Annotated in this window: 9 protein-coding genes; 6 read left to right on the forward strand and 3 right to left on the reverse strand. The window is 60.9% G+C overall.

Translation table 11 applies throughout. The annotated features are described in order from the left end of the window. Positions 1–59 precede the first annotated feature (59 nt). Together ilvC and PT282_RS00645 are read left to right on the forward strand one after the other, a co-directional pair. On the forward strand, positions 60–1,115 hold the full coding sequence (ilvC, locus tag PT282_RS00640; protein WP_277167669.1) for a ketol-acid reductoisomerase: 1,056 nt from the start codon (positions 60–62) through the stop codon (positions 1,113–1,115). Positions 1,116–2,634: 1,519 nt separating this feature from the next. Beyond that, entirely contained in the window at positions 2,635–2,946 is a 312-nt protein-coding gene (locus PT282_RS00645) for a hypothetical protein (RefSeq protein WP_277167670.1), read from the forward strand. Positions 2,947–3,067: 121 nt separating this feature from the next. On the opposite strand, the gene PT282_RS00650 is transcribed toward PT282_RS00645, so the two are convergent. Then, positions 3,068–4,258 carry an ATP-binding protein gene (locus tag PT282_RS00650; RefSeq protein WP_277167671.1) on the reverse strand — a complete coding sequence of 397 codons (1,191 nt, stop codon included), beginning with the start codon at positions 4,256–4,258 and terminating at the stop codon, positions 3,068–3,070. 350 nt (positions 4,259–4,608) lie between these two features. Here PT282_RS00650 and PT282_RS00655 point away from each other — a divergent pair, with 350 nt between their 5' ends. Together PT282_RS00655 and PT282_RS00660 are read left to right on the forward strand one after the other, a co-directional pair. Beyond that, complete coding sequence (locus PT282_RS00655) at positions 4,609–5,211, forward strand: hypothetical protein (protein ID WP_277167672.1); 603 nt, start codon at positions 4,609–4,611, stop codon at positions 5,209–5,211. Between the two features lie 110 nt (positions 5,212–5,321). Further along, positions 5,322–6,230 carry a DUF5067 domain-containing protein gene (locus PT282_RS00660; protein ID WP_277167673.1) on the forward strand — a complete coding sequence of 303 codons (909 nt, stop codon included), beginning with the start codon at positions 5,322–5,324 and terminating at the stop codon, positions 6,228–6,230. Between the two features lie 217 nt (positions 6,231–6,447). On the opposite strand, the gene PT282_RS00665 is transcribed toward PT282_RS00660, so the two are convergent. Continuing rightward, a complete protein-coding gene (locus PT282_RS00665) occupies positions 6,448–8,169 on the reverse strand; it encodes an amino acid permease (protein WP_277167674.1) in 1,722 nt (573 codons plus the stop codon). 296 nt (positions 8,170–8,465) lie between these two features. Continuing rightward, a complete protein-coding gene (locus PT282_RS00670; RefSeq protein ID WP_277167675.1) occupies positions 8,466–10,127 on the reverse strand; it encodes an amino acid permease in 1,662 nt (553 codons plus the stop codon). A gap of 187 nt (positions 10,128–10,314) precedes the next feature. Between PT282_RS00670 and PT282_RS00675 the strand changes: the two genes are divergently transcribed. Next, a complete protein-coding gene (locus PT282_RS00675; protein ID WP_374114116.1) occupies positions 10,315–11,886 on the forward strand; it encodes an amino acid permease in 1,572 nt (523 codons plus the stop codon). A 236-nt stretch (positions 11,887–12,122) separates the two neighbouring features. After that, entirely contained in the window at positions 12,123–12,329 is a 207-nt protein-coding gene (locus tag PT282_RS00680; protein WP_277167676.1) for a hypothetical protein, read from the forward strand. Positions 12,330–12,387: the final 58 nt, after the last annotated feature.

The raw sequence follows: 12,387 nt of genomic DNA on the forward strand, positions 1-12,387 counted from the left end.
GGCGGGCAGTTCGCCCGATCGCGGGGAATCAATAATGAATTATGCAAGGAGTGCATATTATGGCAGCACAAATCTGGTACGAGGATGACGCGGATCTCTCGGTTCTCAACGGCAAGAAGGTCGGAATCGTCGGATACGGTTCCCAGGGTCACGCCCACGCGCTGAACCTGCGCGATTCCGGCGTGGACGTCGTCGTCGGCCTGCGGCCTACCTCCAAGTCCGTCGAATACGCCAAGGAGCAGGGACTTGAGGTCAAGTCCGTCGCCGACATGGCCAAGGTCGCGGACATCATCATGATCCTGGCTCCCGATCAGTATCAGGCTCAGATCTACCGTGACGAGATCGAGCCGAACATGAAGCCCGACGCGGCGCTCGCGTTCGCGCACGGTTTCAACATCCGTTACGGCTACATCAAGCCGGGCAAGGGCCACATGACCTTCATGGTCGCGCCGAAGGGCCCGGGCCACATCGTCCGTCGTGAGTACGCCGCGGGCCGTGGCGTGCCGGTGGTCGTCGCCTGCGAGAACGACGACAAGGGCGACGGCTGGGACATCACCCTGGCCTACGCGAAGGCCCTGGGCGCCCTGCGCGCCGGCGCCATCAAGACCACGTTCAAGGAAGAGACCGAGACCGACCTCTTCGGCGAGCAGGACGTGCTCATGGGCGGCGTCAACCACCTGGTCGAGACCGGCTTCGAGGTGCTGACCGACGCCGGCTACCAGCCGGAGATCGCCTACTTCGAGGTCTGCCACGAGCTGAAGATGCTCGTCGACCTGATGAACGAGGGCGGTCTGAACAAGGCCCGCTGGTCCTGCTCCGACACCGCGCAGTACGGCGACTTCACCTCCACGGTGATCGACGAGCATACCCGCCACAACATGGAGCATCAGCTGCAGCGCATCCAGGACGGCTCCTTCGCCAAGGAATTCATGGACGACCAGGCCGCTGGCGCCCCGCGCTTCAAGGAGCTGCAGGAGAAGTACAGCCACGAGAAGATCGAGACCGTCGGCCCGAAGCTGCGCGGCATGTTCTCCTGGCTCAAGGGCAAGGCTGCGGACGCCGACGAGAACGAGTCCTTCAACGGCTCGATCGCCCGTACGCAGGTGCAGAAGTGAGCTTGTGCTCGCGTTGAGCGGGCTCGCGTCCACGCACTTCCCGGGGCCCTAGGGGCCGGGAGGGGCGAGAGATAAGAGAGTGGCGTTGTCACTGGGTTTCGGCCCGGTGGCAACGCTTTTTGCGTGCTCTGGCGGGCGCGGAATTGTGGGGGACCGCGCGCCACGGATGGCGTTCCGGTCGATGAGGCGCTGCGTGCCGTGGACGGCGTGGAGCGCGAGGGAACGCGGCAGGATGCGGCTGGGCAGGTGGGTGTGCGAACACAGCGGGGTGTGGCTGAGCAGATGAGTGTGCTAATCCGGCGGGGCTCAGCCGAGCCAGTGAGTGTGTGAACGCGGCAGGGTGCGGCTGAGCAGGTGGGTGTGTGAACACGGCAGGGTGCGGCTGGGCAGGTGAGTGTGTGAACACGGCAGGGCGCAGCTGAGCGGGTTGGTATGCGAACATAGCGGGGCGTAGCTGAGTAGGTGAGTGTGTGAACACTTGGCTAGGCAGGTGAGTGTTCGAACGCAGCGGGGCGCAGCTGAGTCGCTGAGTGTGCGAACAGGGATGGTGTGCAGTTGGTCAGAGTGGGTCTTCAAGGAGCAGCCGGGTGGCGTTCCTGAGCTTGTGTGGTCGAGTCTCTGGAGTTTTGGGAGTACAGGGGAGTGTCGCGTGTACGCAGGTAGCTTCGCAAAATGGACGAACGGCCTCGCGGCGAGCGTGAAAGAAGTTCCTGAAAGGCCGTAGTCGGCTCGTGGGGGAGCGGCGACGGTGCTGGGGTCGTGATCCGCGACGCATAATATGTGGTCCCAATGGGGTTGGCGAGGCGGTTTCGGCATGGCGGAAGCGAAGGCGCGGCCGTCTCGATTCCCTATATGAATTATCGCTTTGTGGGTCGTTTTGCCTGGATTTTCGGCCGCAGCGTCGGTATGTATATTTATGCATAAATCGGATTAATATACAGCTATAAAAAATGGACATACCAACGTATATGTCTAGCCGAGAGGGAATGTACCTGATTTTCTGGAATTCTGACCGGTCGACGCGAGGGTGTGGAAAGCGTCATTTTTGGGCCTGGTGACGCAACCGTAACCTACGATGGCGTAACGCGGAATCTGGCGCGTTCTTGCGCGCGGTGAACATCGCCGTAACCCCTGAAATCACGCGCTTGTGAACGTGAACATCTCCGATTGTGCTTATTCGGCATTCACCGGCTCGGTGCCCATTTCGTTTGGTGAATCTCGTATTGCGTTGTATGGCGTTTTTCGGCTGTGACCGGCATAACATTTTGATAAATTTAATAAAACGTAATTTCTTCATTTAAAACACCAAAAAACCGAATAAAAATAAGGGTTTCGTGCATATTCTTGTAAAAATACGTCAAACGTTGGCCGCGCAATGATGTATCACGGCGCGCAAAAGTTGGTCTCCGATGCGCTTCGCGGAGCGATACGCTGTTCTCACATTCACCAATCAGTCAGGTAACGACCCCAACCGGTCGCGAGTGAAGAGGTAATTACTTTTGTATTAAGGATGGAAATCATGACAAGGCACAACGGAATCAGCACGAGGTTCGGTTTCAAGACAAAGGCCGCGGCGTTCGCCCGCAGGTCCCGTGTCAGGAACGCGATTTGGCTGTCCGTCATGTTCGCCTTGATCGTCGTGGTGGTGTTCGCCGCGATGAAGGCCATGAACTCCTCCACCATCATCGAGGTGCAGGGCCCGAGCACCGTCTCCGCCGTTTATATGGAGTCGGACTCCACGGTCAAGCAGTCCGCTGAGGTCGCGCCGGCGATGTACACCACGCCCAGCGCCGACGCGGTCGACGAAGCCTCCGTCACTCTCGCCGTCTGAGAGATATCAGGTGAACGTATAGCAATCCCTTTTCGCGAAAGATCCCACCGCCACAAACGGTGGGATCTTTTGTATTCGGAGCCGTGCAGGGGAGGGCGGAGGCGGCGTCATCCATGCCGCGTCAGGCGTCGAGCAGCCAGTCGAGGAGGTTGAGCTGCCTGATGCCGTCGTGGTCGCCGTTGCCGATGCGGTCCAGCGTCAGCAGGGTCTTGGGATGGTTGTCGTCGACGGCCTGCAGCGGGGCAAGCTCGCGGTCCAGCGTCGAAGGGTCGAGGACGGTCTGCGAGACCTGGAAATAATGGATGCCGGAGTCGTCGGTGGCGCAGAAGTCGATCTCCTTGTTGCCGGTCTTGCCGATCGACACGCTGCGGTATCGCCTGAGCAATTCGAGATAGACGACGTTTTCGAGGCGATGGTCGGTGTCGCCGCCGGTCTTGCCGAGGAACCAGAACCTGAACCCTGGGTCGCCCAGATAGTATTTCTGGGTGGTGCGCAGGTGGGACTTGCCCTTGAGGTCGTACCGGTCGGCGCGGAAGAGCAGGTAGTTCTCGCGCATCGCCGTGATGTATTCCTGGACGGTGTTGCGCGAGACCGCGGTGTGCTCCTGTTTCATCGTGTTGGCGATGTGGTTGACGGAGGTCAGGTTGCCGACGTTGTCCGCCAGGAACGAGGCGACCGCGTTGAACGCGGGCATGTCGAGCTTGGGCCGGCGCGCGGCGATGTCCTTCACCAGGATGGTGTTGAAGACGCCGCCGAGGTAGTCGGCGATGCTCTGCTCGTCGTCGAGGTAGGTGGTGTAGGGCAGGCCGCCGTAGGTGAGGTAGCGTTCGAACGACTGGTCGACGGCTTCGGATTCCGGACGCGTGCCGCGATACTCCGCGAACGAGAGCGGGAACATGTTTAGCTCGACGTAGCGGCCGGTCAGCAGCGTCGCTAGCTCGCTGGAGAGCAGCTTCGCGTTCGAGCCGGTGATGTAGAGGTCGGTGTCCTTGCGGATGTAGAGGGCGTCGACGGCCTTCTCGAAGTGCTCGACGTGCTGGATCTCGTCGAAGAAGACGTAGTTCATCCCCGGTTGCAGGCGCTTGGCGATGTAGTCGTAGAGCGGCTTGGCCTGCGTGGGGTAGTCCTCTTCCAGGCTTTCGAAGTTGATGGCGATGATGTTCCTAGGGTCGACGCCGGTTTGGGCAAGCCGGTCGCGGAAGATCTCGAGGATCTTGGATTTGCCGCTGCGGCGCATGCCCGTCACCACCTTGATGGGGTCCTTGGCGCGCCAGCGTTCCAGCCAGTCCAAATAATAAGGACGGTCTATCATCTTCATGCTCCAAACTTGTCAGTCTGTTGATACTTTTACCAAATAAACGATAAAGATGTCAGTCTGCTGACAACTTTAGCATAAAGATTCAAAACTTGTCAGTCTGTTGACAACTTTTACTAAGTCAATAAAAGGTGTCAGTCTGTTGATAATTCTTTTAAAAAGCTCGGAGAAGCGTCAGCAGACTGACGGATTTATTGCGACAGTCCAAAGTAATTGTTGATGTTCGGTGAACGGACGATGGTCGGTGTGCCGGTATTGTGCCAAATCGACGACGGGGAATCGCTGGCAGCTGTACGAAAAAGTAGTTTGGTTGGAGCAGAGGTGCCGGTAGCGAAGCGAGGGACGGAATGCAGGTTGATGGTGGCGGTGACGATTGGCAAGGTTGCGAGACGCAGATTGTAGGTGATGCCGGCAACCGGCAAAGCAACGGGATGCGGGGCTTGGCCGAGGGCGTGCGGAATTTGGGTGCTTCATCCGCGTTCCCGGATCCAGTGTCCGCAGACTCGGCATCTGTGGGTTTGGCGTCTTCGGCTTCGGTGTGTTCGGACTCAGTGATCCCGGTCGCGGCGTCCGCGGACCCGTCCGCCAAACAGGCCAGGCCTAAGGGCGGGCCATTGACGGTGGTGCTTGTGGCGGTATTGGCTGTGGTTCACTGTTTGTCGCTTGCGCTGGCACCTCTGGTCTGGTGGTTCCTGTTTTTCGCGAGCATGGGCCTTTTTGATGCGCTGCATCTTGAGTTGGGACAGCCGATAGACAATTTTGTATTACTGCTGCTGGCGCTTGTGGTGGTACTGATGGCGGTGGCGCCAATACTTTGGTGGATTTGGCTTATGCAGAAGCGCAACTGGTCCAAATCGCTCAATTGCGTGGTGGCGCTCGCGATCACGCTTGCCGTCAACGTTCTGATTGTTGTGGCCACGGTCGTCATCGCGGGCGTATTCGGCCGGTAACGCTGAAACCGGTGGCGATATATACGTGGCCTGACAGCCATATTCGGATTTGCGATGTATCGATGAGCTGGACGATGTGTTGGTAAAGGGTTTTCGAAAGGATGCGGGCAATGCAGTACGATAACGATCAAAGTGAGGGCGGCAATACCGAATCTCTGCCCAATGCGCAGCAATCCGAGCAGGGGCTTCCGCAGGCGCCGGCGGCGCAGTGGGCGTCGAGTGATCAGCCTTCGGTGGGTCAACTTTCAGCGGTGGACCAGTCTTCGGCGGGACTGCCGTTGGTGGCGAGCCAGCCGAAGACTGGCCAACTGCAGGCGGATTCCTGGTCGAAGTTGGGCATTGCCTCGCTGCTGTTGGGCGTCCTCACCATTGTCCTGTTCAAGGTTCCTGGGATAGGTGTGGGGTGCGGTATCGCCGCCATCGCCGCCGGCGTCGTGGCGATACGTAAGATTCGCGCTAGCCTGGGCATGCCCGTTGCCGGTCTTGTCACCGGCATCATAGGTCTGATTCTTGCGGTCATCATGGTCGTCACGCCAACCGATATGCGTGCGGCTATGGTCGAAAAAATGAAAAATCCGGCTCACGCCGGCACTTCGCAGTTCGATTCCGAGACTTTCCAACGGACGAAAGGAAAGGTGCTGAAAAACGGCGGCAGCTTCTCGGGCGGCGAGGTCAAGATCGTTTCCGCCAGGAAAGGGCCGGCGGATAATGATGGCAATCCTTCGGTAATCGTGACCTACCGGTACACCAACACGGATAAAGAGAGCCGCTGCTTCATGGAGGGCGTCTGGGCCCGGGTGTTTCAGGACGGTGTTGAGTTGGATCGGGCCAAGATCGCACACGACACTTCCGGATATGATGATTCCTCCGAGTACAGGGCCGTCCAGCGTGGCCATGGGGTGGACGTCAGCATTGCGTATCAACTGCATGATAAATCGTCGCCGGTGGATGTGGAGTTGAGTTCGAATGTGAATTTCGACGATCAGACGACAATCAAAGGGACGCTTCAATTAAGCTGATATGCGCGGCTCAGGCGTACGCGTACGCGGTCAGCGGTCGGTGGCAGTTATCGGCTAGCGGCTGCCATATGCAGCGAGTTGTTTCGTTTGGGCAATGAGGCTCTGCGTTTGACCTACCGAGCATAAAAATGTCAGTCTGCTGACAACTTTTGCGATAGATGTCGAAAAGTGTCAACAGACTGACAGAATTATTGCGACCTATTGGCGCGTCCGTCGATTACCGCTCCGTGGCGGCCGCCGCCTCCTGCTTGGCTGATGCGGTCCCCTCGGCGGCCTCGGCCTTCGCCTTCAGCACCTCGGGCCGGGCGGAGCTCACGTCCATGTCCTTGAGCGGCACGATGTGGGTGTGGTGCGTGAACTTGAAGCCGAAGTAGAGGACGGCCACGAGGATGACGCTGAAGTAGGTCGCGATCAGCTCACCCCAGTTGCCCGAGGCGAAGGCCGGCAGGTCCTGCCCGCAGATCACGATCAGGCACAGCACGATGGCCAGGATCGGGCCGAACGGGAAGAGCTTGGCGTGGTACTTGAGCTCCGAGAGCTTGTGGCCCTGCAGCTTGAACGCGTGACGGAAACGCAGGTGACTCAGCGCGATGCCCATCCACGAGATGAACCCGGTCAGGCCGGTGGCCGTGACCAGCCACATGTAGAACTTCGGTCCGAAAATGCTGCTCGAGAACGCCAGCGCCTCGATGCACAGCGTGGTGATGAGCGCCGGCAGCGGCACCCCGCGCTTGGTGGTCTTGCCGAGGAACTTCGGCGCGTAGCCGTCCTTGGCCATGCCGTAGAGCATGCGGCTGGAGGCGTAGGCGCCGGTGTTGACGGCGGACAGAATCGAGGTGAGCACGATGGCGTTCATGATGCTCGCCGCGCCCGCCAGGCCGGCCTTCTCGAAGACGATGGTGAACGGCGACATCGCCACGTTGGTGTCGGAGGCGCCCAGCAGGTTCGGGTCGGTGTAGGGGATGATGGCCGCGATCACGAAGATCGAGAGCAGGTAGAAGAGGATGATGCGCCAGAAGACGTTGTTGACGGCCTTCGGCACCGCCTGGCTCGGGTCCTCGGACTCGCCGGCGGTCACGCCCACCACCTCGGTGCCCTGGAACGAATAGCCGGCGATGAGGAAGACGCCCATGATCGCGGGCAGGCCGCCGATGAACGGACCGCCCTTGTAGGTGAAGTTCTTGAAGCCGATGGCCGGCTGGAACATGATGCCGCAGATCATCAGCAGGCCGATGACGATGAAGACGATGATGGTGACCACCTTGATCAGCGCCAGCCAGAACTCGGTCTCGCCGAACGCGGAGACCACGAAGGCGTTGAGACAGAGGATGATGACGAGCATCGTCAGGCTCCATACCCAGCCCGGCGATTTCGGGAACCAGTACTGCATCAGCAGCGCCGCGGTCGAGATGTCGGTGGCGCCGGCGATCGCCCAGTTGAGCCAGTAGTCCCAGCCCATCGCGAAGCCCAGAGCGGGGTCGACGTATTTGGAGCTGTAGACCGCGAACGAGCCGGAGACCGGCATGTTGGTGGCGAGCTCGCCGAGGCTGGTCATCAGGAAGTAGATCATGACGCCCATGGCCGCGTAGGCGACGAGTCCGCCGCCGGGGCCGGCCTGCGCGATGGTGCCGCCGGAGGTCATGAAGAGGCCCGTGCCGATGCAGCCGCCGAGCGCAATCATCGAGATGTGGCGGGTCTTGAGCTTGCGGACCACGCCGCCCGCGCCCTTGCCGCGCTTGCCGTTGCCGCTGTTGCCGCCGGAACCCGTGCCGGGGGAGCCGCCCGCGTGTGTGTCTGTGTTGTTGGTCGCGCCCTTGCCGATTGCGTTCGCCGCGCTGCCGCCGGTTGCGGTTGTGCCGCCCGCCGCCATTGACGTGGTCTCGCTCGATGTGCCTGTTATTGTGCCCGACTGGCTGGTCATGTGGCGCTCCTCTTTCACGGGATTCCCTGCTCGTGTTGCGGTCACCGTCCGCCTGCTTGCTTGCGCGGTGCGATGCCCTATATGTGGTTATGTTGTCTGCCGAGAAAATCGACGGTGTGCTGCTTGACCGTGGATTGGGCGGAGAGGCCGTTGCCTGCGAATTTCCTTGACTCGACGAAAGTGTAAGTCCGTCGCCGGATATCCGTCCCGCCGGTGTCACGATGTGGCTGCCCGGCCGTGGCGTTCCTTATATACCTTTATATATGCATGTATAAATATCCATATATAAAGGTGCGTCTGTGCCGGGCCCGCACCTACTTGCGCGAGACGAGCTGGTAGGCGACCAGAAGCGTGGCGACCCAGATCGGGCCGACGACCACGGCGATGCGGTAGCTGGGCGAGAAGCACATCAGCACGATCACGAACGCCATGAACGCCAGCACCGCCCACGGCATGACGCGGTGCAGCGGCAGCTTGAAGGCGATGCGGTCGAGCGCCTCGCGGCCGTGCAGCCCGGCGAGCAGGTTCGGCCCACGCCCGGCGGCGACGGCCTTGCGGAACTTCATCTCGGTGACGAGCACCATGCCCCAGTTGATGAGCGCCGAGATCGTGGCGATGCTCATCAGGTAGTTGAACGCGAACTCCGGCCAGAGGAAGACGACCACGACGGCGATGACGGTGACCGCGGCCGAGGTGAGCACGCCGTTGGCCGGCACGCCGCGCGAGTTGAGGCGGCCCAGGTAGCGTGGCGCGTTGCCCTGCTGCGCCAGGGAGTAGAGCATGCGCGAGTTGGAGTAGAGCGCCGAATTGTAGACGCTCATCACCGCGGTCAGGCAGATGAAGTTGAGGATGCCGGCCGCCGCGTGCACGCCCACCGAGTCGAAGATCTGCACGAACGGGCTGGACTTGCCGTCGATGGTGTTCCACGGCACCACGGCCATGATGACGCCGAGCGAGAAGATATAGAAGACCAGGATGCGCGCGATGATGCCGTTGGTGGCCTTGGGGATGGTGCGGCGCGGGTCCTCGGCCTCGCCAGCGGTGATGCCGATGAGCTCGGTGCCGCCGAAGCTGAACATCACCACGCACAGCGCCATCAGCAGGCCCGTCCACTGCCCGTCGGGGCCTGGGGCGTGCGTCATCAGGCCGTGGGGCAGGAAGCCGCCGCCCACGTTGAACCAGTTGGCGAACGAGGCGCGGATGCCCGAGGCGGTGGGCAGGTTGAGCACGATGACCGCCAGGCCGCCGAGGATCATCGCCACCACCGCGAGGATCTTGATGAGGGCGAACCAGAATTCGAACTCGCCGAATTTCGAGACGCCGAGCAGGTTGGCCGCCGTGATCACCACGAGGAAGACGGCCGCCGAGACCCACGCCGGGATCGCCGGGAACCAGTAGTTGACGAAGGAGCCGACCACCGACAGCTCGACCATCGAGACGAGGATGTAGTTGAACCAGTAGTTCCAGCCGGAGACGAAGCCCGCGCGCTTCGACCAGTATTGCGTGGCGTAGTAGCTGAAGGCGCCGGCGTTCGGATCCTCCACGCTCATCTCGCTCATCGCGCGCACGATCATGAAGATGGCCACACCGCCGATGAGGTAGGCGAGCAGGATGCTGGGGCCGGCCAGCGAGATCGATTCGCTGGAGCCGTAGAAGAGGCCGGTGCCGATCGCGCCGCCCAGCGAGATGAGCTGGATGTGGCGGTTCTTCAGCGAGCGTTGCAGGGTTGGCTTCTTGGGGGTTAGCGCGGGTGTGGGAGTGGTTGCGGATGTGCCTGCCTGCCCGTTTGCTGATGTGGATGTGGGCGCGTTTGCGGGCGCTCTTGTGGAGCCGTTTACGAGTATGGGCTCGTTTGCGGCTGCTTGTCCGTTTGCGGATGTGGGTGTGCCTGCCTGTCCGTTTGCTGATACGGATATGGGTGCGCTTGTGGTCGCGGGCATGTTTTCTGCGCGCGCCCGGTCGTCGTGATTGCTCATATTCGCTCCCCCTACCGCCATCTCCTGCGGATCGGTGGCGATGCATCGGGAAACGAGCGATGTCAGCATTTTATGTCACCGGGGTGTCATTGCCGCCGATCCGCTCAGCCGTCCCGCGCCCGCCGCGTCCACGATATGTGCCGGCGATGTGGGGATGTCTGGGAACATGGCGTACTCTATCTCTATTATGACTGAAAACAGGGGAACGCAGGGCGCCGCCGTCGGGGCGCAGGGCAATGGCCACAGCACGACGCCGGAGATGGGTGGCGCGAGCGGCAGCGGCACCAACGCCACGAGCGCCACCACCGCTGGCAAGGGCACCGCCGGCAACGAGCTCGAGCGCGGCCTCAACAACCGCCACGTCCAGTTCATCGCCATCGGCGGCACCATCGGCACCGGCCTCTTCCTCGGCTCCGGCAAGTCGATCGCGTTCACCGGCCCCAGCATCATCCTGGTCTATATCGTCGTCGGCCTGATCATGTTCCTGCTGATGCGCGCCATCGGCGAGCTGATGTACCACGACCCCGACCAGCACACCTTCATCAACTTCATCGGCCGCTACCTCGGCGCGGGCTGGGGCCACTTCGCCGGCTGGACCTACTGGATCGTCCTCATCCTCATGGGCCTGAGCGAGATCACCGCCGTCGGCACCTATTTCGTCACCTTCTTCGACACCTTCGGCTACGACCTGCGCGCCTGGCAGCCGCTCATCGAGGTCTGCTTCCTCGCGGCGCTCGCGGTCATCAACCTGGTGGCGGTCAAGGCGTTTGGCGAGACGGAGTTCTGGTTCTCGATGATCAAGATCACGCTCATCGCCGGCCTCATCGTCACGGCGGTGGTCATGGTCATCGTCAACTTCCACTACCCGGCCGTCCAGGTCCACGGCGTCGACCACATCAGCCCCGCCGGCCACGCGGGCCTCGGCAACATCTTCAACGGCCTCACCCTGGCGCCCAACGGCTGGCTCGCCTTCCTCATGGCCTTCCAGATGGTCTTCTTCTCCTATGAGATGATCGAGTTCGTGGGCGTCACCGTCTCCGAGACGAAGAACCCGCGCAAGGTGCTGCCGAAGGCGATCAACGAGATCATCGTGCGCATCCTCATCTTCTACGTGGGCGCGCTCATCGCCATCATGCTCATCGTGCCGTGGCAGTCGTTCAAACCCAACCGCGACGGCTCCTTCGCCTCCCCGTTCATCATGGTCTTCCAGTACGCGGGCCTGAAATGGGCCTCGGCGCTCGTCTTCTTCGTGGTCATCACCGCCGCGTCCTCGGCGCTCAACTCGCTGCTCTACTCCGCCGGCCGCCACCTCTTCCAGCTCTCCGAGGTCTCCAAGTCGCGCACGCTGCGCAAGCTCGGCGTCGTCTCGAAGAACAAGGTGCCCGCCCGCGCCATCATTGTCTCGGCCTGCTTCATCCTCCTGTCGCCGGTCATCAACGCGATTCCGCAGGTCTCCAGCGCCTTCGTGCTCTTCGCCTCCGCGTCCAGCGCCGCCATCATCTTCATCTACGTGCTCACGATGCTGGCCCACCAGCGCTACCGCCGTTCCGCCGACTTCGAGTCGACCGGCTTCCTGATGCCCGCCTACAAGTTCACCGGCGCGCTCACCATCGCCTTCTTCGTGTTCATCTACGCCACCCTCTTCCTCTCGGTCGACACCCGTGGCTCGGCCGTCGCGGGGCTGGTGTGGCTGGCGATCTTCGGCGCCTATAGCCTGATCAGCCATCGTGGAAAGGACACCGTCGAGCTCAAGGGCTGACGCGTTGTGTGACAACGGTTGTAAACGTACGACTAGTCATCGGTTCGAGAATCGCACAAGCTCAAATTGTGCAGTACCAGTGATAATATATATTGCAATGCGTTAGGTGAAACGAGAAGTTCATTTTGCGCGAATGTGTTTCATTTTTATGTCATACGGCATATTTGTCCGACAAATTGCCATATACTGATTGACGTAAAGATGTGAATAACCGAATTGCAATGGAGGAAAGCAAGATGGCTGAGATTAAGCAGGTGCAGCATGGTACCCGTGAACGCCGTGAGAGGACTTGGTGCGTGCGCGCCACGGCCGAGCTTGGAGACTGGGTGCTTTCCGGTGCTGCCGCTGAGGAAGTTCGTCCTTCCACGCTGATCCGCGAGGCCGTGCGTGAGTATCTCGACGCTCATCACGCCGATGCCCGTCCGGTTCGCGCGACGGCCTGAAACCAGGTTTTTAGGCGCGCTTCGTAGTCCCATGGGATAAGTGGGTCCGAAAGGGAAG

Source organism: Bifidobacterium sp. ESL0763, assembly GCF_029433395.1.
GTDB lineage: Bacteria > Actinomycetota > Actinomycetes > Actinomycetales > Bifidobacteriaceae > Bifidobacterium.

Bases quoted from the DNA above. Each gene is read 5' to 3' on its own strand.
- PT282_RS00680 (WP_277167676.1), top strand. From the start codon at position 12,123: ATGGCTGAGATTAAGCAGGTGCAGCATGGTACCCGTGAACGCCGTGAG.
- PT282_RS00675 (WP_374114116.1), top strand. From the start codon at position 10,315: ATGACTGAAAACAGGGGAACGCAGGGCGCCGCCGTCGGGGCGCAGGGC.
- PT282_RS00670 (WP_277167675.1), bottom strand. From the start codon at position 10,127: ATGAGCAATCACGACGACCGGGCGCGCGCAGAAAACATGCCCGCGACC.
- PT282_RS00655 (WP_277167672.1), top strand. From the start codon at position 4,609: ATGCAGGTTGATGGTGGCGGTGACGATTGGCAAGGTTGCGAGACGCAG.
- PT282_RS00660 (WP_277167673.1), top strand. From the start codon at position 5,322: ATGCAGTACGATAACGATCAAAGTGAGGGCGGCAATACCGAATCTCTG.
- ilvC (WP_277167669.1), top strand. From the start codon at position 60: ATGGCAGCACAAATCTGGTACGAGGATGACGCGGATCTCTCGGTTCTC.
- PT282_RS00650 (WP_277167671.1), bottom strand. From the start codon at position 4,258: ATGATAGACCGTCCTTATTATTTGGACTGGCTGGAACGCTGGCGCGCC.
- PT282_RS00645 (WP_277167670.1), top strand. From the start codon at position 2,635: ATGACAAGGCACAACGGAATCAGCACGAGGTTCGGTTTCAAGACAAAG.